Origin of the sequence: Klebsiella sp. Lac1, assembly GCF_009825425.1 — a bacterium.
Lineage (GTDB): Bacteria > Pseudomonadota > Gammaproteobacteria > Enterobacterales > Enterobacteriaceae > Klebsiella > Klebsiella electrica.
Genome location: NZ_VJZJ01000003.1, coordinates 642932 through 662061, shown reverse-complemented (window position 1 = coordinate 662061; position 19130 = coordinate 642932). Strand labels below are relative to the sequence as shown.

General features: G+C 54.8%; 26 protein-coding genes. 13 read left to right on the top strand and 13 right to left on the bottom strand.

What is annotated here, in order from left to right:
• Positions 1–112: 112 nt before the first annotated feature.
• Entirely contained in the window at positions 113–766 is a 654-nt protein-coding gene (gene elbB, locus FNY10_RS22215) for an isoprenoid biosynthesis glyoxalase ElbB (protein WP_160704366.1), read from the top strand.
• Positions 763–1488 carry a monofunctional biosynthetic peptidoglycan transglycosylase gene (gene mtgA / locus FNY10_RS22210; RefSeq protein WP_160704368.1) on the top strand — a complete coding sequence of 242 codons (726 nt, stop codon included), beginning with the start codon at positions 763–765 and terminating at the stop codon, positions 1486–1488. The genes elbB and mtgA overlap by 4 nt, the downstream gene beginning before the upstream one ends.
• Positions 1489–1549: 61 nt before the next feature.
• On the opposite strand, the gene npr is transcribed toward mtgA, so the two are convergent.
• From npr to FNY10_RS22155, 11 genes are all read right to left on the bottom strand, one after another.
• Positions 1550–1822, bottom strand: a complete 273-nt coding sequence (gene npr, locus FNY10_RS22205) for a PTS phosphocarrier protein NPr (protein ID WP_004868176.1) — start codon at positions 1820–1822, stop codon at positions 1550–1552.
• Positions 1819–2673, bottom strand: a complete 855-nt coding sequence (gene rapZ, locus FNY10_RS22200) for an RNase adapter RapZ (RefSeq protein ID WP_004868172.1) — start codon at positions 2671–2673, stop codon at positions 1819–1821. Before rapZ ends, npr begins: the two co-directional genes overlap by 4 nt.
• A gap of 45 nt (positions 2674–2718) precedes the next feature.
• The gene (ptsN, locus tag FNY10_RS22195) at positions 2719–3207 is read right to left on the bottom strand and encodes a PTS IIA-like nitrogen regulatory protein PtsN (protein ID WP_015585655.1); all 489 of its coding nucleotides are present in this window, start codon (positions 3205–3207) and stop codon (positions 2719–2721) included.
• A gap of 72 nt (positions 3208–3279) precedes the next feature.
• Entirely contained in the window at positions 3280–3567 is a 288-nt protein-coding gene (hpf, locus tag FNY10_RS22190; RefSeq protein ID WP_004868168.1) for a ribosome hibernation promoting factor, read from the bottom strand.
• 22 nt (positions 3568–3589) lie between these two features.
• Entirely contained in the window at positions 3590–5023 is a 1434-nt protein-coding gene (rpoN, locus tag FNY10_RS22185; RefSeq protein ID WP_131048464.1) for an RNA polymerase factor sigma-54, read from the bottom strand.
• 47 nt (positions 5024–5070) lie between these two features.
• Positions 5071–5796 carry an LPS export ABC transporter ATP-binding protein gene (gene lptB, locus FNY10_RS22180; protein WP_004206203.1) on the bottom strand — a complete coding sequence of 242 codons (726 nt, stop codon included), beginning with the start codon at positions 5794–5796 and terminating at the stop codon, positions 5071–5073.
• 6 nt (positions 5797–5802) lie between these two features.
• A complete protein-coding gene (gene lptA / locus FNY10_RS22175; protein WP_100684859.1) occupies positions 5803–6348 on the bottom strand; it encodes a lipopolysaccharide ABC transporter substrate-binding protein LptA in 546 nt (181 codons plus the stop codon).
• A complete protein-coding gene (lptC, locus tag FNY10_RS22170; protein ID WP_100684858.1) occupies positions 6317–6892 on the bottom strand; it encodes an LPS export ABC transporter periplasmic protein LptC in 576 nt (191 codons plus the stop codon). Before lptC ends, lptA begins: the two co-directional genes overlap by 32 nt.
• On the bottom strand, positions 6889–7455 hold the full coding sequence (gene kdsC / locus FNY10_RS22165; protein WP_131048465.1) for a 3-deoxy-manno-octulosonate-8-phosphatase KdsC: 567 nt from the start codon (positions 7453–7455) through the stop codon (positions 6889–6891). The genes lptC and kdsC overlap by 4 nt, the downstream gene beginning before the upstream one ends.
• A gap of 14 nt (positions 7456–7469) precedes the next feature.
• The gene (gene kdsD, locus FNY10_RS22160) at positions 7470–8474 is read right to left on the bottom strand and encodes an arabinose-5-phosphate isomerase KdsD (protein WP_407081244.1); all 1005 of its coding nucleotides are present in this window, start codon (positions 8472–8474) and stop codon (positions 7470–7472) included.
• Positions 8471–9448, bottom strand: a complete 978-nt coding sequence (locus FNY10_RS22155) for a calcium/sodium antiporter (protein WP_100684855.1) — start codon at positions 9446–9448, stop codon at positions 8471–8473. The genes kdsD and FNY10_RS22155 overlap by 4 nt, the downstream gene beginning before the upstream one ends.
• 211 nt (positions 9449–9659) lie before the next feature.
• Here FNY10_RS22155 and mlaF point away from each other — a divergent pair, with 211 nt between their 5' ends.
• The 7 genes from mlaF to murA all read left to right on the top strand — a co-directional run bounded on the left by mlaF (position 9660) and on the right by murA (position 14465).
• Positions 9660–10478 (top strand): phospholipid ABC transporter ATP-binding protein MlaF, encoded by an 819-nt coding sequence (gene mlaF / locus FNY10_RS22150; RefSeq protein ID WP_100684854.1) that lies wholly within the window; start codon positions 9660–9662, stop codon positions 10476–10478.
• A complete protein-coding gene (mlaE, locus tag FNY10_RS22145) occupies positions 10478–11260 on the top strand; it encodes a lipid asymmetry maintenance ABC transporter permease subunit MlaE (RefSeq protein ID WP_032690569.1) in 783 nt (260 codons plus the stop codon). Before mlaF ends, mlaE begins: the two co-directional genes overlap by 1 nt.
• Positions 11261–11264: 4 nt before the next feature.
• Entirely contained in the window at positions 11265–11816 is a 552-nt protein-coding gene (gene mlaD / locus FNY10_RS22140) for an outer membrane lipid asymmetry maintenance protein MlaD (RefSeq protein ID WP_100684853.1), read from the top strand.
• 18 nt (positions 11817–11834) lie between these two features.
• A complete protein-coding gene (mlaC, locus tag FNY10_RS22135; RefSeq protein WP_100684852.1) occupies positions 11835–12470 on the top strand; it encodes a phospholipid-binding protein MlaC in 636 nt (211 codons plus the stop codon).
• Positions 12470–12760 carry a lipid asymmetry maintenance protein MlaB gene (gene mlaB / locus FNY10_RS22130; protein WP_100684851.1) on the top strand — a complete coding sequence of 97 codons (291 nt, stop codon included), beginning with the start codon at positions 12470–12472 and terminating at the stop codon, positions 12758–12760. Before mlaC ends, mlaB begins: the two co-directional genes overlap by 1 nt.
• 136 nt (positions 12761–12896) lie before the next feature.
• The gene (ibaG, locus tag FNY10_RS22125; protein ID WP_015585657.1) at positions 12897–13151 is read left to right on the top strand and encodes a BolA family iron metabolism protein IbaG; all 255 of its coding nucleotides are present in this window, start codon (positions 12897–12899) and stop codon (positions 13149–13151) included.
• Between the two features lie 54 nt (positions 13152–13205).
• Positions 13206–14465: a UDP-N-acetylglucosamine 1-carboxyvinyltransferase gene (gene murA / locus FNY10_RS22120; protein WP_131048467.1), complete on the top strand. Its 1260-nt coding sequence runs from the start codon at positions 13206–13208 to the stop codon at positions 14463–14465.
• A 79-nt stretch (positions 14466–14544) separates the two neighbouring features.
• On the opposite strand, the gene sfsB is transcribed toward murA, so the two are convergent.
• A complete protein-coding gene (sfsB, locus tag FNY10_RS22115; protein ID WP_100684849.1) occupies positions 14545–14817 on the bottom strand; it encodes a DNA-binding transcriptional regulator SfsB in 273 nt (90 codons plus the stop codon).
• Positions 14818–15016: 199 nt separating this feature from the next.
• Entirely contained in the window at positions 15017–15988 is a 972-nt protein-coding gene (gene ispB, locus FNY10_RS22110; protein WP_100684848.1) for an octaprenyl diphosphate synthase, read from the bottom strand.
• Positions 15989–16248: 260 nt separating this feature from the next.
• Here ispB and rplU point away from each other — a divergent pair, with 260 nt between their 5' ends.
• From rplU to cgtA, 4 genes are all read left to right on the top strand, one after another.
• Entirely contained in the window at positions 16249–16560 is a 312-nt protein-coding gene (gene rplU, locus FNY10_RS22105; protein WP_004106123.1) for a 50S ribosomal protein L21, read from the top strand.
• A 19-nt stretch (positions 16561–16579) separates the two neighbouring features.
• Complete coding sequence (gene rpmA, locus FNY10_RS22100; RefSeq protein ID WP_003861831.1) at positions 16580–16837, top strand: 50S ribosomal protein L27; 258 nt, start codon at positions 16580–16582, stop codon at positions 16835–16837.
• Positions 16838–16932: 95 nt separating this feature from the next.
• Positions 16933–17898, top strand: a complete 966-nt coding sequence (locus FNY10_RS22095) for a DMT family transporter (protein ID WP_131048469.1) — start codon at positions 16933–16935, stop codon at positions 17896–17898.
• A gap of 15 nt (positions 17899–17913) precedes the next feature.
• Positions 17914–19092: an Obg family GTPase CgtA gene (gene cgtA / locus FNY10_RS22090; RefSeq protein WP_100684846.1), complete on the top strand. Its 1179-nt coding sequence runs from the start codon at positions 17914–17916 to the stop codon at positions 19090–19092.
• The last annotated feature ends 38 nt before the right edge of the window (positions 19093–19130 follow it).

Genomic DNA, 19130 nt, shown 5'->3' with positions numbered 1-19130 from the left:
AGATAGCAAACCTTAAATAATTTGTTACGTGAATCAGTAAAATATGTGAAGCAATGCGTGTAAATCAAAATTTTTGACTGGTTTCAGCAAGTTGCACTAAGGAGCTGGCGGTATGAAAAAGATTGGCGTGGTATTGAGCGGCTGTGGCGTCTATGACGGAACGGAGATCCATGAAGCGGTCATCACCCTGTTAGCGATCGCCCGTAGCGGCGCACAGGCCGTCTGTTTCGCGCCGGATAAAGCGCAAACGGACGTGATCAATCACCTGACCGGTGAGCCGATGGCTGAAAGCCGCAACGTTCTGGTTGAGGCCGCGCGTATTGCCCGTGGCGATATCCAGCCTCTGGCCGCGGCCCGTGCTGAAGACCTGGATGCGTTGATTGTCCCCGGTGGATTTGGTGCGGCGAAGAACCTCAGCAATTTTGCCTCGCAAGGGGCTGAATGCGTGGTCGATAGCGACCTGAAAGCGTTGACGCTGGCGATGCACGAGGCGGGCAAACCCCTGGGCTTTATGTGTATCGCCCCGGCGCTGCTGCCAAAAATTTTCCCGACCCCGCTGCGGATAACCATCGGCACCGATCTTGATACCGCTGAGGTGGTGGAGGAGATGGGCGCAGAACACGTTCCTTGCCCGGTCGATGATATCGTCGTCGATGAAGAGCATAAGGTGGTGACGACCCCGGCCTGGATGCTGGCGCAGAACATTGCGGAAGCGGCAAGCGGGATTGAGAAGCTGGTGGCCCGTGTACTGGTTCTGACTGCATGAGCGTGCGTTCGGCCCCGTTGCGAATGATTAAACGTCTTTTATTGCGCATTCTGCTGATTGCGGCGGCTTTTTGGGGAGGCGGCATTGCGCTCTTTAGCATTCTGCCGGTGCCGTTTTCAGCCGTGATGCTCGAGCGGCAAGTTGGCGCATGGCTGAGCGGTAATTTTCAGTATGTTGCCCATTCCGACTGGGTCGGGATGGACGAGATCTCGCCGTGGATGGGGCTGGCGGCCATCGCCGCGGAGGATCAAAAATTCCCCGAGCACTGGGGTTTTGATGTCTCGGCGATAGAAAAAGCGCTGGCGCACAATGAACGTCAGGAAAACCGCGTGCGCGGCGCCTCCACGCTCTCGCAGCAAACGGCGAAAAACCTGTTCTTGTGGGATGGCCGCAGCTGGTTGCGCAAAGGGCTGGAGGCCGGGTTAACGGTAGGCATCGAGACGGTGTGGAGTAAAAAACGGATTCTGACCGTCTACCTGAATATCGCTGAGTTTGGTGAAGGTACGTTCGGCGTCGAAGCGGCGTCACAGCGCTACTTTCATAAGCCTGCGAGTCAGTTAACCGCTTCTGAAGCGGCGCTCCTGGCGGCGGTATTACCCAATCCGATCCGCTTTCGCGCCGATGCGCCGTCCGGCTATGTTCGCAGTCGGCAGGCGTGGATCCTGCGTCAGATGCGTCAGCTAGGCGGAGAAGGATTTATGCAGGTGAACAGGCTGAAGTGAGGCGGCAGCGGAAACAATAGCCCCGGTCAGCGTCGCGCCGCCGGGGACGAGGCAGGAATGCTTAGTCTTCGTCAAAACCGGCGTTGAACAGCGCAATAACCGCCGCCAGCGCCTCGACTTCCTGCGGGCCGTTGGCTTCAATCTCGATTTGCCGACCTTTGGCTGAGTCGAGCATGAGTAGGGCAATCACGCTATTGGCTTCCGCTTCCGTCCCCTCGTCGTTGCGCAGCAGGACTTCCGCATCATAATTTTGCATCAGTTCAAACAGCTTCATCGCCGGGCGGGCATGCATCCCCAGCTTATTGGTGATTTCAACGATCTGCTTTACGGTCATGATTTGCGTTTTTCCAGCGTCCGATGGCGAGACTGCACGTTCTTACCGCGCGAGCGGAAGTAATCAGCCAGCTGTTCGGCAATGTAGACCGAACGGTGTTTACCGCCGGTACAACCAATCGCCACCGTCAGATAGCTGCGATTATTGGTCTCCAGCATCGGTAACCATAGCTCAAGATAGCTGCGGGTCTGGTAAATAAAATTGTGAACTTCCGTGTGTCGGTCAAGGAAGGCGGCCACCGGCTTATCCAGACCGGTCATTGGACGCAGTTTCGGATCCCAGTGCGGGTTTGGCAGGAAGCGGACGTCAAAGACATAATCGGCATCAATCGGGATACCGTGCTTAAAGCCAAAGGATTCAAAGACCATAGTCAGCTCACGTTCGCGCTTGCCGAGCAGGCGGGTACGTAGCATTTCTGCCAGCTCATGTACCGACATCTCTGAAGTGTCGACGATCAGGTCGGCGCGGGAACGCAGCGGTTCCAGCAGCGCGCTCTCTTCGTCAATGGCGCTTTCCAGCGACAGGTTTTTACTTGAGAGCGGATGCAGACGACGGGTGTCGCTGTAGCGGCGGATCAGCGTATTGCGGTCAGCATCAAGGAACAGTAGCTGAGGGGAAAATGCCTCAGGCAGGTTTTTCATCGCCTGTTCAAAGATCTCTGGCGATTCCGGCATGTTACGCACATCAATGCTGACGGCGGCAGAGATGTTTCTGTCGGCCAGCGATCTCGCCAGTTCAGGCAACAGCACTACCGGCAGGTTATCCACGCAGTAGAAGCCCATATCTTCCAGCGCCCGCAGAGCGACGGATTTCCCCGAGCCTGAGCGGCCGCTGACGATCATCAGTACCATGTACCGTTTCTCCTCAGTACGATAAAGGGTAGGGGGCGACGGCGGTTATACGTCATCGTTGCTTCCTGCTTCGGTGATGATCTCATACAGCTCTTCATCGCTTTGCGCCGCGCGCAGGCGCCGGCAAATGGTTTTATCCGCCAGCCGTTTGGCAACCAGCGAGAGCGTATGCAGATGGGTTTTGGTCTGATCGGCCGGAACCAGAAGCGCAAACAGCAGATCGACCGGCTGGTTGTCGATGGCATCAAATGCGATCGGTGTCTCCAACTGGACAAACACGCCGACGGCGCGCAGCGTATCCTCTTCGAGTTTACCGTGCGGAATAGCAATCCCGTTGCCAATCCCGGTACTGCCCATTTTCTCGCGGGTGAGGATCGCCTCAAACACCACCTGCGGCGGCAAACCTAACTGTTTCGCTGCCAGCTCACTGATGATTTCCAGCGCGCGCTTTTTGCTCTGGCAGTGAACCTGGCTACGGGTACATTCCTGATTAAGGACATTGCTCAGTTGTAGAGCCGAATCGTTGTTCATCATAATTTCACCTGAGCGCGTCCCTTGCCGGCTACCGATAAAAGCCGGCAGCAGGCAAGGGCGACGCCCGGACAATTAGTGTTGTTTTAGTTTATCTTTATGTTTTGTTAGCTGTCTTGCCAGCTTATCGATGAGTCCATCGATAGCGGCATACATATCCTGCCCTTCCGCACTGGCATGGATTTCGCCACCGTTGACATGCAGATTGGCGTCCGCAATTTGCGTCACCTTCTCTACTTTTAACACAATATAGACCTGATTGATCCTGTCGAAAAACTGCTCCAGTTTGCTGAACTTCGCATTAACGAATTCACGCAGTGCAGGGGTTATTTCGACGTTGTGTCCTGTAATGTTGAGCTGCATAGTGTCTTCCTTATCGGTTGTATCAAACCAGTTGTTTACGCTGGTTAGATGGCGGAATGGATAAAGACTCTCGGTACTTAGCGACGGTACGACGTGCCACCATAATACCCTGTTCAGACAGGAGGGTGGTCAGCTTACTGTCACTCAACGGCTTCGCGGGATTCTCCGCGGCGATTAACTTCTTCACCAGCGCCCGAATGGCCGTCGACGATGCCTCGCCGCCGCCCTCCGTATTGACGTGGCTGGAAAAGAAATATTTCAGCTCAAAAATACCGCGCGGACTGTGCAGATATTTTTGGGTGGTCACGCGTGAAATAGTGGATTCATGCATTTCGACGGCCTGGGCGATATCGGCCAGTACCATCGGTTTCATGAACTCCTCTCCTTGTTCGAAGAAGGACTGCTGCTGTTCAACGATGCAGCGGCTAACGCGCAGCAGCGTATCATTGCGGCTTTCCAGACTCTTGATTAGCCAGCGAGCTTCCTGCAGGTTGCTGCGGATAAACTGGCTATCTGCATCATTGCGCGCGCTGTTGCCCATGGCCGCATAATGCTGGTTGATCTTCAGGCGTGGGATGCTGTCGGAGTTAAGCTCCACGACCCAGCGGCCGCCGACCTTACGTACCAGTACGTCGGGAATGACGTATTCCGGCTCGCCGGTCTGGATCGACTGACCGGGGCGCGGATCGAGCGACTGGATCAGATTAACCGCCTCTTTCAGCACCTCTTCTTTCAGTCGGGTGACGCGCATCAGGGAGCGGAAATCGTGGTTGGCGAGCAGATCGAGATGATCGCTGATGATAAGCCGGGCTTCTTCCAGCCACGGCGTCTCTTTGGCATATTGTGAAAGCTGAACCAGCAGACAGTCGCGCAGATCTTTTGCCGCGACGCCGACCGGGTCAAAGCGCTGGATGCGCTTAAGTACCGCTTCAACTTCTTCGAGACCAATTTCGTCATCGTCGATACTCTCGACAATATCTTCCAGCCGAATGGTGAGGTAGCCGGTGTCATCGACGGCATCGACAATCGATGTGGCAATCGCGCGATCGGTGTCGGTAAACGGCGTCAGTTCAACCTGCCACATCAGGTAATCCTGCAGGCTTTGGGTCGTTTCGCCTTGATAAACAGGTAGCTCGTCGTCCTGGTAATCAACGCCGTTTCCGGACGGCGTGCCGGCGGTGTAGATTTCATCCCAGCTGGCGTCGAGCGGCAGCTCTTCCGGCATATCTTTTTGTTCAAGAGCGTCGACGGTGTCCAGCGATTCGCGGTCCTCAACCTCTTTGGTTTCTACCTCATCGTGAAGATCGGTTTGCTCAAGCAACGGATTACTCTCCAGCGCCTGCTGGAGTTCTTGCTGGAGTTCTAACGTGGACAGCTGCAGCAAGCGAATAGCCTGTTGCAGTTGTGGCGTCATGGCAAGCTGTTGGCTTAGCCTTAATTGCAAACCTTGCTTCATATTCAGGGCTAATATCTCCGGCTAAAACGTCTGTAACCTCTACCCTATCAGAGTCTGAAGTCTTCCCCAAGATACACGCGCTTAACCTGCTCGTCTTCAAGGATTTGTTGCGGTGTGCCGTGGGCTATCAGGTGACCCTGGCTGACGATATAGGCGCGTTCGCAGACGGCCAGCGTCTCCCTGACGTTATGGTCGGTGATCAGCACGCCAAGACCGCTGTCACGCAGATGCTCGATTATCCGTTTGATATCGATAACGGAAATGGGGTCAACGCCAGCGAAGGGCTCATCCAGCAGAATGAATTTTGGATTAGCGGCCAGCGCGCGGGCTATCTCAACGCGGCGGCGTTCACCGCCGGAAAGCGCCTGCCCCAGGCTGTCGCGCAGATGCTCAATATGAAATTCTTCCATCAGCTCTTTCGCGCGGTCTTCACGCTGCTCGCTGCTGAGATCGTCACGGATCTGCAAAACCGCCATTAAATTATCGTACACGCTCAGACGGCGGAAAATAGAGGCTTCCTGCGGCAGATAGCCGATACCCCGACGCGCGCGGGCATGCAGCGGCAGCAGGCTGATATCTTCATCGTCGATGATAATGTTGCCAGCGTCGCGCGGCACAATGCCGACCACCATGTAGAAGGTCGTGGTTTTACCGGCGCCGTTTGGCCCGAGGAGGCCAACGATCTCGCCAGAGTTCACGGTCAGACTGACATCTTCCACCACGCGGCGGCCTTTATACGCCTTGGCGAGATTCTTTGCGGTTAATGTTGCCATAACGAATTAGTTACCCTTCTTTTGCTGGTTGGTGCTTTTGTCTTGCAGCTGCGAAGGGACCAGAATCGTCGTCACGCGTCCGCCCTTATTGCTGAACGCCTGCATTTTCTGCTCTTTGACCAGGTAGGTGATTTTGTCGCCCTGGATGTTGCTGTCGAGCTGCTCAAGGTACGCGTTACCGGTCAGAACCACAAAATCATTCTGTAATTCATAACGCATTTTTGACGCGTGGCCTTTGACCGGCTTACCGTTATCCTGCATCTGGTAGAAGGTCGCCGGATTACCATAACCGTCGATAACCTCTTTGCCTTTTTCTCCGCCTGGACGGGTTACCACCACCTTATCGGCGTTAATTTTGATGGTGCCCTGGGTGACGACCACATTGCCGGTAAACGTGACAACATTGCCCTGCATATCCAGCGACTGCTGATCGGATTCAATGTGAATCGGCTGATCGGTGTCGCCGGTTTTTGCCAGTGCCGGCAGGCTGGCGGCCAGTAATGCGCTGGCGAGCGCAATTTTAAGGCTGAGTTTGTTTGTTCTGAATTTCATAAGAGGTTCTAACCTTTTCAATCAGCTCGGCATTTTTGCTGCGTAAATTTCCGCGCATTTTCAGGCCGCTGGAATTAAATGTCGTCCCATACAACGTCACCAGGTCATCAGAGGTAACATCTTGCGTCACCAGGTTTATCTGGGCGTTATCCGTCGTAATTTTTTGCAGTTGAGAGTCAGCGGTCAACGCATTGACTTCGACGTGTCCGTAAAGATACAGCATGCGATCGTTGGTCAGTTTGGCTTTATCCGCTTTGATAGACCAGGTGGGTACCTTGTTGGTATCAAACGTGGTCATCACCGGTCGGGTGAACCACGATACCTCCTGGGCGGAAAAATAGGCCACATGTTCAGCGATTAAGCGATAATTAAGCGCCCCTTCCGGGCTGTAAACAACGGTGTCGGTATGTTCACTGGTATAGGTCGGGTCATCAGGATTGATCTCCTGCACGGTGGTATCGTCCGTACCCGCCAGATTCAGGCCGATCAGAATAAGCGCGACCAGCGATAGTAAAATGATAACCCAACGTCTGGTTTTACTCATATTGATTGCCCTTTGGCCTCATCCAGCTTGCCCTGTGCCAATAGTAACAAATCGCAGACTTCGCGTACCGCCCCGCGTCCACCGTCGATTCGTGTAACATAATCCGCTCGCGGCAGCAGCAACGGGTGCGCATCCGCCACCGCCACGCTTAAGCCGACCTCGGCCATCACCGGCCAGTCGATCAGGTCATCGCCGATGTAGGCCACTTCCTCCGGGCGAACGGCCAGCTTGCTCAATAATTCGCGGAATGCCAGCAGTTTATCGGACTGGCCCTGATACAGGTGCGTGATGCCCAGCGTCTGACAACGATCTTCTACCAGTTTAGCTTTTCGTCCGGTAATAATCGCCACTTCAATACCTGATGTCAGCGCGCAGCGAATTCCGTAGCCGTCGCGAACGTTAAACGCCTTCAGCTCTTCACCGTTGTTGCCCATGTAGATCAGGCCATCGGACAGCACGCCGTCTACGTCGAGGATCAATAAACGGATCTTCGCCGCCCGATCGATAAATTCAGGGCTTACTGGCCCATAGCAGGTTTCCTGCAGAGCATCAGCATTATTCATTATTTTATCCTTACTTACACTACGCCTGCGCGCAGGAGATCGTGCATATGTACCACACCCAACAGACGGTCGCCATCGGCAACTAACACGCAGGTGATATGGCGAGATTGCATCAGGTTCAGCGCATCGACGGCAAGGATACCGGGACGAATGCGAATACCGCCCGGCGTCATGACGTCGGCGATACGGGCATTACGCATATCGACGCCGGTATCAAACACCCGGCGCAGGTCGCCATCGGTGAAAATACCGATGATGTTCATGTCATCATCGCAGATAGCCGTCATGCCTAAATTTTTACGTGTGATTTCCAGCAGCGCATCACGCAGGGTGGCCTGCACATTGACGTGCGGGATTTCATCACCCGTATGCATAATATCATTGACCCGCAACAGCAGCTTACGACCCAGTGCGCCGCCGGGGTGGGACAGCGCAAAATCTTCGGCGGTAAAGCCGCGCGCCTCCAGCAGGGCAACCGCCAGCGCATCGCCCATAACCAGTGCGGCAGTCGTGCTGGAGGTCGGCGCCAGCCCTAACGGACAGGCTTCTTTCTCTACCTTCACGCAAAGGTGGATGTCCGCCGCGCGCCCCATGCTGCTTTCCGGGCGGCTGGTCATGCAGATAAGCGACACCTGCTGGCGTTTAAGTACCGGAATCAGCGCCAGGATCTCGTTCGACTCGCCGGAGTTCGAGAGCGCGATAACCACATCCTTCGGTGTCACCATGCCTAAATCGCCGTGGGCCGCTTCGCCGGGGTGAACGAAAAACGACGGCGTACCGGTGCTGGCAAAGGTGGCCGCCATTTTACGCCCGATATGGCCGGATTTGCCCATCCCCATCACCACGACTTTCCCCGCGCAGCGGAAGATCTTCTCGCAGGCATGGGTGAAATCTTCATTAATGTATCGATCGAGCTGAGCCAGACCTTCACGTTCAATTTCCAGAACTTCACGTCCTACCCGTTGAAAGTCAAAATCCGTTGGCAAATCTATCTGCGACATAATCTTATCCCGATTCATTCAACGAAGAGCGGTGCTGCCCAGTACAGCATCGCCAACCAAACCACAAAACCGCCGACCAGCAGCGCGCCGACCAGGCGACCGGGTTGCCATTTGCGACGCCAGCATAGCAGGGCGAATATCACGCTGACGAACAGCATCACGGCGTAGTCACGCGTAAAGGCCTCCGGCGCGAACGCTCCCGGGGCGATCAGTGCCGGTAATCCGAGAACGAGGGCGATATTCAGGATATTCGCGCCAATAATATTCCCGATAGCGATATCGTCTTCCCCTTTTCGCGCCCCAGCTATCGTCGTCGCCAGTTCCGGCAGGCTGGTGCCGATCGCCACCACCGTTAAGCCGACGGTGAGTTCGCTGATAGCGAAGTAGTTTGCCAGCACGGTAGCATTATCCACGACCATGCGGGTTGCCATGGGCATCACAATCATGGCTACGCCCAGCCAGAGCAGGGCCACGGGAAGCGAGCCTTCCCGCGGAAGCTCCGCCATCTGTTCCCGGGTCAGGCTATCGCTACCCTGACGCTCCGACAGCCGGGCGATTTTAATCGTAAACAGCAGCCACAGCAGGGCGAGCGCCAGTAAGAAAAGGCCGTCCATACGCGACAGTTGCCCATCGTACAGCACAAAGCTTGCCAGCAAACTGACCAGCAACATTAACGGTAACTCGCGGCGCAGGATATCAGAATGCACGGTAAATGGACGCAACAAGGCAGCGAGGCCGAGTATTAATAATATATTGGTAATATTGGATCCGAGCGCCGTGCCGATCGCCAGATCGGTCTGTCCGTGCAGAGATGCGGCGGCGGAAACGATGATCTCCGGCAGGCTGGTACCGATACTGACCACCGTCATGCCGATGATAAGCGGCGGGATCCCTATCATGCGGCAAAGTATTGAAGCGGCGTAAACCAGACGATCGGCGCTGTAGACTACCAGCAGTAAACCAATTATTAACAGAGCCGTCGCTAAAAGCATCTAAAGTCCTTTCTTCAGGTATAATCGTCGATTCGCTGTACCGATCCATCTGCAGCGTAACGAATTCTTAATTTTGACTTTATGTTTGTCAAAAGTAAAACAAATGCCAGCTTTCGCTAACCCGTGCAGGTAAGATTCTGTAAAAATGTTGGGTTTGTGGCGAAGGTACGCGCCATGCTTAGCCCGGGGGATGTTTAGTAAGGATGATTTTATGAGCCAAACTCTGGCGAATTTGGTCGAAGTACGCGGTATCCGCTTCTCTCGCGGCGATCGTGTCATCTTCGACGATATCTCGCTGTCAGTGCCGCGCGGTAAGATCACGGCGATTATGGGACCATCGGGGATCGGTAAAACGACGCTGCTGCGCCTGATCGGTGGGCAGATCCCGCCGGATAAAGGTGAGATCCTGTTCGATGGTGAAAACGTGCCGCAGATGTCACGCTCGCGCCTGTATACCGTGCGTAAGCGTATGAGCATGCTGTTTCAGTCCGGAGCGCTGTTCACTGATATGGACGTGTTCAATAACGTAGCCTACCCGCTACGCGAACATACGCGTTTGCCGGAGGCGCTACTGCATACGACGGTGATGATGAAGCTGGAGGCGGTCGGCCTGCGCGGGGCAGCGAAATTAATGCCTTCTGAACTCTCAGGCGGTATGGCGCGCCGTGCCGCCCTGGCCAGGGCCATCGCGCTGGAGCCGGACCTGATTATGTTCGACGAACCGTTTGTCGGGCAGGATCCCATCACCATGGGGGTGCTGGTTAAGCTGATTTCAGAGCTCAACAGCACGCTGGGCGTGACCTGTATCGTGGTGTCACATGACGTGCCGGAAGTGCTGAGCATTGCTGATTACGCGTATATCGTGGCGGACAAAAAAATCGTGGCTCACGGCAGCGCGCAGTCGCTGCGTGAAAACGGCGATCCTCGGGTTCGCCAGTTCATTGATGGTATTGCCGATGGTCCGGTACCGTTCCGCTATCCGGCCGGTGACTATCAGCATGATTTATTAGGCAAGGGAGCGAGCAACTGATGCTGCTAAACGTGCTGGCATCACTCGGACACCGGGGAATTAAAACGACCGCGGCTTTCGGGCGTGCCGGATTAATGCTTTTCAATGCGGTGGTGGGCAAGCCGGAATTTCGTAAGCATGCGCCGCTGCTGGTTCGCCAGCTCTACAACGTCGGCGTGCTATCGATGCTGATTATCATCGTGTCGGGGCTGTTTATCGGCATGGTGCTGGGGCTGCAGGGCTATCTGGTGCTCACCACTTATAGTGCGGAAACCAGTTTAGGCATGCTGGTGGCGCTATCCCTGCTACGCGAACTGGGGCCGGTGGTCGCTGCGCTGCTGTTTGCCGGCCGTGCAGGCTCCGCGCTGACCGCGGAAATTGGCCTGATGCGCGCGACCGAGCAGCTCTCCAGCATGGAAATGATGGCGGTCGATCCGCTGCGTCGCGTGATTTCGCCTCGCTTCTGGGCCGGGGTTATCTCGCTGCCGCTGTTGACCATTATTTTTGTCGCCGTGGGTATCTGGGGCGGTTCGCTGGTGGGCGTAAGCTGGAAGGGCATCGACAGCGGCTTCTTCTGGACCGCGATGCAAAATGCCGTTGACTGGCGAATGGATCTGGTTAACTGCCTGATTAAGAGTCTGGTGTTCGCCATTACGGTGACATGGGTTGCGTTATTTAATGGTTATGACGCTATCCCCACTTCCGCCGGGATTAGCCGGGCAACGACGCGTACCGTGGTGCATTCGTCGCTGGCGGTTCTGGGGCTGGATTTTGTGCTGACTGCGCTGATGTTTGGGAATTGAGTTCATGCAAACGAAAAAAAGTGAAATCTGGGTAGGTGTGTTCTTACTGGTTGCGTTGCTGGCGGCGTTGTTTGTCTGTCTCAAAGCCGCCAACGTGACCTCTTTACGTACCGAGCCGACGTATCGGATCTATGCCACCTTTGACAATATTGGCGGACTGAAGGCGCGTTCTCCGGTCCGTATTGGCGGTGTGGTCGTGGGCCGGGTGGCGGATATCACGCTTGACCCGAAAACCTACCTGCCGCGCGTGGCGCTCGATATTGATGAGAGCTACAACCATATTCCTGATTCCAGCTCGCTGGCTATTCGTACCTCAGGTCTGCTGGGAGAGCAGTATCTGGCGCTGAATATCGGTTTCGACGATCCGGAACTGGGGACGTCTATCCTTAAAGACGGCAGCACGATTCAGGACACCAAGTCCGCCATGGTTCTGGAAGACCTGATTGGTCAGTTCCTTTATAGCAGTAAGGGCGGTGACAATAAGAATTCTGGCGATGATCCGGCAGCGGCAGAGAGTCATACTAGCGCGACGCCACCGGCCGCCACGACGCATTAATTTCAGGAGAGACACCCTATGTTTAAACGCTTACTGATGATCGCCATGCTGGTGATTGCTCCCTTGACGGCTGCTACGGCGGCGGATCAGTCCAACCCCTATAAACTGATGAACGAAGCGGCGCAGAAAACCTTCGATCGTCTGAAAAATGAACAGTCGAAGATTCAGGCTAACCCGAACTATCTGCGTGATATCGTTGACCAGGAACTGATGCCGTATGTTCAGGTGAAGTATGCCGGCGCGCTGGTTCTGGGCCGCTATTATAAAGATGCGACGCCGGCGCAGCGCGAAGCCTACTTTGTCGCCTTTCGCGAATACCTGAAGCAGGCCTATGGCCAGGCGCTGGCGATGTATCATGGCCAGACCTATCAGATTGCTCCGGAACAACCGCTGGGCGATGCGACGATCATCCCTATCCGCGTGACGATCGTCGATCCGAATGGCCGCCCTCCGGTACGGCTGGATTTCCAGTGGCGTAAAAACACCCAGACCGGTAACTGGCAGGCTTACGATATGATTGCCGAAGGGGTCAGCATGATTACCACCAAACAAAATGAGTGGAGCGATCTGCTGCGCACCAAAGGCGTTGATGGCCTGACCGCGCAACTGAAAGCGATCTCCGCGCAGCCGATCACGCTGGAACAGAAAAAATAATGACCGGGCAGCTGAGCTGGACTCGCGACGGCGAGCGACTGGCGCTGCACGGGGAGCTGGACCAGGATCTGCTGGTCCCGCTGTGGGAAGCCCGTGCGCAGGCGACCGAGGGCGTGTCGACTATCGACCTGAGCGCGCTGACCCGGGTGGATACCGCCGGCCTGGCGCTGCTGGTGCATTTTGTGGCGTTAATTCGCCACCAGGGTCTGGAAGCGACACTGACTGGCAAGAGCGACAACCTGCAAACTTTAGTCAGTCTTTACAACCTTCCCGCCGATATGATCCCATAATTTTTCAGCGTGTTACTGCTGAGGTTATCCTGAAAGCCCCATCAATATCTTCGATGGGGCTTTTTGCTTATTTAAGACCGCGTCACTTTCCTCTAAGATGTTGGGCTATTTTCACTACCAGATAAAATTTGAACCCATGGAAAATCATGAAATTCAGACCGTGCTGATGAACGCACTCTCCCTTCAGGAAGTCCACGTCTCTGGCGATGGCAGTCACTTTCAGGTTATTGCTGTGGGTGAGATGTTTGACGGCATGAGCCGGGTAAAAAAACAGCAGGCTGTCTACGCTCCGCTGATGGAATACATTGCCGACAACCGCATTCATGCTCTGTCGATCAAAGCGTTTACCCCGCAAGAATGGGCCCGGGACCGCAAACTCAACGGCTTTTAAGCTGCAGGGATGTTCCCCGCAGCGTATGTGAATTCTTAACAGAGAACAGAATCAATGGATAAATTCCGTGTTCAGGGGCCGACACGCCTCCAGGGGGAAGTCACCATCTCCGGTGCGAAAAATGCCGCCCTGCCGATCCTCTTTGCCGCACTGCTGGCAGATGAGCCGATTGAGATCCAGAACGTACCTAAACTGAAAGACATCGATACCACGATGAAACTGCTGAGCCAGCTCGGTGCCAAAGTGAAGCGCAATGGCTCAGTCTGGATCGATGCGGGCCCGGTCGACGTCTTCTGCGCGCCGTACGATCTGGTCAAAACGATGCGTGCTTCTATCTGGGCGCTGGGCCCGCTGGTGGCACGCTTTGGTCAGGGTCAGGTTTCTCTGCCGGGCGGTTGCGCTATCGGCGCGCGTCCGGTCGATTTGCATATTATTGGCCTTGAGCAACTGGGCGCAGAGATCAAACTGGAAGAAGGTTATGTGAAGGCGTCGGTTAATGGACGTCTTAAAGGCGCGCATATTGTGATGGATAAGGTCAGCGTTGGCGCGACCGTGACCATTATGAGCGCGGCGACGCTGGCGGAAGGCACCACCGTTATTGAAAACGCCGCACGCGAGCCGGAGATCGTCGATACGGCGAACTTCCTCAACACGCTGGGCGCGAAAATTAAAGGTCAGGGAACTGACCGTATCACCATCGAAGGCGTAGAGCGTCTGGGTGGCGGCGTATACCGCGTTCTGCCTGACCGTATCGAAACCGGTACCTTCCTGGTCGCTGCGGCAATATCCGGCGGTAAAATTGTGTGCCGCAACGCACAGCCTGATACCCTGGATGCCGTACTGGCCAAGCTGCGCGATGCGGGCGCTGATGTTGAAACCGGCGAAGACTGGATTAGCCTGGATATGCACGGCAACCGTCCGAAAGCTGTTAATGTGCGCACCGCGCCACACCCGGGATTCCCGACCGACATGCAGGCGCAGTTCACGCTGCTGAACCTGGTGGCGGAAGGGACCGGCGTGATTACCGAAACGATCTTTGAAAACCGTTTCATGCACATTCCGGAACTGATCCGTATGGGCGCGCACGCGGAGATCGAAAGCAATACGGCGATATGCCACGGCGTGGCGCAACTCTCCGGTGCTCAGGTGATGGCGACCGATCTGCGAGCGTCAGCAAGTCTGGTCCTCGCTGGCTGTATCGCGGAAGGGACCACGATTGTCGATCGTATCTACCACATCGATCGTGGATACGAGCGCATTGAAGATAAACTGCAGGCGCTGGGCGCGAATATCGAACGCGTAAAAGGCGAGTAAATCTGTAGTGATAACAGCCCCTTGACGTGTGTCCTGGGGCTGTTTTTTATTCCGTTCTGTTTCACTTAGCGAACCGTCTTCATACACTCTCTTTCTTCTGGCGTATCATCTGCGTTCTGTCGATAAACTGATGTGTCTCCGGGTCATGATAGCGTGAGGGCCAGATAACCCACGGCTTGGTATCCAGCGCATGAGCAATGATCAGCTCGCCTTTTGGCCATGGCCGGGTCAATGCATTCGCCAGCGTTGAAGAACTCAAACCGTTACGCCGCGACTCCGCTGCCAGCGACGTCCCTTTTTTGCGCAGTCCGGCAATGATGTCTGCCGGATGCCAGTCGATGAACTTTTCCATAAATTCTCCTGGTGGTGATAATCCCGTTTGCCTGATATGTGAGCAACGGAATGACTATACTCCCAGGTTTAATTAAGTTCTAACAAGTTCTTGTAAGGTGTCTCAATATTCGGAATATACCAGGATAAAAGACATTTCGTGAATTTTACTGGAACTTCTGGGGCGTTCCCGCGCCGGGCACGGGAACGGGGCAGGGGGATCAGTGGTCGCGCTGAACCGCGATATGGGCAAGACCGATAAGCGCTTCACGCCACGGGGAATCCGGTAATACCTGAAGTACAGCAATGGCTTTGTCCGCTTCCTCTTCCGCGCGTTTACGGGTCCACTCCAGGGAACCGCAGGTCGCCATCGTCTCGAGAACCGCCTCAAGAAGGTGACGCCCGTTGCCTTGCTCAATCGCGCCGCGAATCATCGCTGACTGCTCCGGAGTACCGTGACGCATGGCATGCAATAACGGTAAGGTCGGTTTGCCTTCGTTCAGGTCATCACCCACGTTTTTGCCGAGGCGCTCGCCGTCAGAACTGTAGTCCAGTAAATCGTCGATCAGCTGGAATGCCGTGCCGAGATAACGACCATAATCCTGCAGCGCTTGCTCCTGTTCGGCGGTACAACCCGCCAGGATGCCGGAACACTGCGCGGCGGCTTCAAACAGGCGGGCAGTTTTGCTGTAAATGACCCGCATATAGTTTTCTTCAGTGATGTCGGGGTCGTTGACGTTCATCAACTGCAGCACTTCGCCCTCGGCAATGACGTTAACGGCTTTAGACATCACTTCCAGCACTTTTAGCGAGCCGAGGCTGGTCATCATCTGGAAAGAGCGGGTATAGATAAAATCACCAACCAGCACGCTGGCCGCGTTGCCAAAAGCGGCGTTTGCCGTCGCCTTGCCGCGGCGCATATCGGATTCATCAACGACATCATCATGCAGCAAGGTGGCGGTATGAATAAATTCGATCAGTGCGGCAATAGTGACATGCGCCTCGCCCTGGTAACCCACTGCCCGGGCGGCAAGAACCGCAATCATCGGACGAATACGTTTACCGCCTCCGCTAACGATGTAATAGCCTAATTGATTGATAAGCTGAACATCTGAGTCAAGTTGCTCAAGGATTGTCGCATTGACACCCGCCATATCCTGCGCGGTTAACTCATTGATTTTTTCTAAATTCATCGCAAAAGCCGGGCCACATGTCCTGTTACCGCGAATCCAGGTGGGTTCACAGAAGGATTAAGATAGAATTAAACGAAGCTATGATTGTACTGAAAAATTGCCATAGATAAACGTTAGCGTGAAAGTTGTGTTTTTTTTCTGCGTTGATCGCTAATCGCTCTTGTCAAAGGCTCGCGTTTTGCGTAATATTCGCGCCCTATTGTGAATATTTATAGCGCACTCTGAATCACACGAAGAGGTGCGCGGAAGCGGAGTTTTATATGTACGCGGTTTTCCAAAGTGGTGGTAAACAACACCGAGTAAGCGAAGGTCAGACCATTCGCCTGGAAAAGCTGGACATCGCAACTGGCGAAGCTGTTGAGTTCGCTGAAGTGCTGATGATCGCAAACGGTGAAGAAATCAAGATCGGCGTTCCTTTCGTTGAGGGCGGCGTAATCAAAGCTGAAGTTGTTGCTCACGGTCGTGGCGAGAAAGTTAAAATCGTTAAGTTTCGTCGTCGTAAACACTACCGTAAGCAGCAGGGCCATCGTCAGTGGTTCACTGATGTGAAAATTACTGGCATCAGCGCCTAAGACCTGAGGAGAGATTTAAATGGCACATAAAAAGGCTGGCGGCTCAACTCGTAACGGTCGCGACTCAGAAGCTAAACGCCTGGGCGTTAAGCGTTTCGGTGGCGAATCCGTTCTGGCGGGTAGCATCATCGTTCGTCAGCGTGGCACCAAATTCCACGCAGGCACCAACGTAGGTTGCGGTCGTGACCACACTCTGTTTGCTAAAGCAGACGGTAAAGTGAAATTTGAAGTTAAAGGCCCGAACAACCGTAAATACATCAGCATCGTTGCTGAGTAAGTTTTTCGTGGTCCGGTAACGGATTAAAGCCCCGCAACGTGTTGCGGGGCTTTTTACATTAGAATCCCGGATATTTTTCTGCAGGGAAAACGGGTATGAAGCAGCAGGCCGGCATTGGCATTGTTTTGGCGCTCACCACCGCGATGTGCTGGGGGGCACTGCCCATTGCCATGAAGCAGGTCCTTGAAGTGATGGAACCGCCGACGGTGGTGTTTTATCGCTTTCTGATGGCAAGTATCGGCCTTGGCATAATCCTCACTATCAGAGGTAGGCTGCCGCCGCTGCGCCTGTTTCGCAAACCGCGCTGGCTGGTGCTGCTGGCCATTGCGACGGGCGGCCTGTTTGGTAACTTCATTCTGTTCAGCTCTTCCCTGCAATATCTTAGCCCCACGGCGTCTCAGGTGATCGGCCAGCTATCTCCGGTCGGCATGATGGTGGCCAGCGTATTCATCCTTAAGGAGAAAATGCGCGGTACCCAGGTTGTGGGAGCCTTGATGTTGATTTGCGGGCTGGTGATGTTCTTTAACACCAGCCTGATTGAGATTTTTACCCGCCTGACGGATTACACGTGGGGGGTAATTTTTGGCGTTGCAGCGGCTGCGGTCTGGGTCAGCTACGGCGTCGCGCAAAAGGTGTTATTACGCCGCCTGGCGTCACAGCAGATCCTCTTTTTGCTGTACACTTTATGTACGATAGCGTTGCTGCCGCTGGCGACGCTCTCGCAAGTTCTGGCGTTAAGCCACTGGCAGCTGGCGTGCCTGATTTTCTGTGGGTTAAATACCCTGGTAGGCTACGGTGCGCTGGCGGAAGCCATGGCGCGCTGGCAGGCAGCTCAGGTGAGCGCGTTGATTACCTTAACGCCTTTGTTTACGCTGCTTTTTTCAGATTTATTATCACTGGCCTGGCCCGATGTTTTCGCCAGACCGATGTTAAACCTGTTAGGTTATCTCGGTGCGTTTGTCGTGGTTGCGGGCGCGATGTATTCCGCCATAGGCCACCGTCTTTGGGGTGGCTTACGTAAGCGTGAAGCGGTTGTACCGCTGCCCCGCTCAGGCGAATGATTTTCGGAGAGTAAAATGAAGTTTGTTGATGAAGCAACAATCCTGGTCGTAGCAGGTGATGGCGGCAATGGTTGCGTTAGCTTCCGCCGTGAAAAATATATCCCGAGAGGCGGCCCGGACGGCGGCGACGGTGGTGATGGCGGTGATGTCTGGCTGGAAGCGGACGAAAACCTGAACACCCTGATCGACTACCGTTTTGAAAAATCTTTCCGCGCCGAGCGTGGACAGAATGGTCAGAGCCGCGACTGTACCGGCAAACGCGGTAAAGACGTGTCGATCAAAGTGCCTGTAGGGACCCGTGTTATCGATCAAGGGACCGGCGAAGTCATGGGCGATATGACTCAGCATGGTCAGCGTCTGATGGTCGCTAAAGGCGGCTGGCACGGTCTGGGCAACACCCGTTTCAAATCGTCCGTCAACCGTACTCCGCGTCAGAAAACGATGGGGACGCCGGGTGACAAGCGCGATCTGCAGCTGGAGCTGATGCTGCTGGCAGACGTCGGGATGCTGGGTATGCCGAATGCCGGTAAATCTACCTTCATTCGCGCCGTTTCTGCGGCGAAGCCGAAAGTGGCCGATTATCCGTTTACCACGCTGGTGCCGAGCCTTGGCGTTGTGCGTATGGATAACGAGAAGAGCTTCGTTGTCGCCGATATTCCTGGGCTTATCGAAGGCGCAGCGGAAGGCGCAGGCCTCGGTATTCGCTTCCTGAAGCACCTTGAACGCTGCCGCGTGCTGCTGCACCTCATCGATATCGAGCCGATTGATGGTTCCGATCCGGTTGAGAACGCGCGCATTATCATCGGTGAGCTGGAGAAATACAGCGAGAAGCTGGCTGAGAAGCCACGCTGGTTAGTCTTCAACAAGATTGACCTGATGGATAAAGCGGAAGCTGAAGCGAAGGCGAAAGCCATTGCCGATGCGCTGGGCTGGGAAGAGAAGTTCTACCTGATCTCCGCGGCAAGCCAGCAGGGCGTCAAAGATCTGTGCTGGGACGTGATGACCTTTATCATCGAAAACCCAATCGTGCATGCAGCGGAAGAGAAAGCGCCTGAAAAAGTCGAGTTTATGTGGGATGACTACCACCGCCAGCAGCTTGAAGAAGCCGAAGTTGCAGTCGAAGACGACGAAGACTGGGATGACGACTGGGACGAAGACGACGAAGAAGGCGTCGAGTTCATCTATAAGCGTTAAGTTGCTGGAGCGCCCCGGTATATTGCCGATCGGGGCGA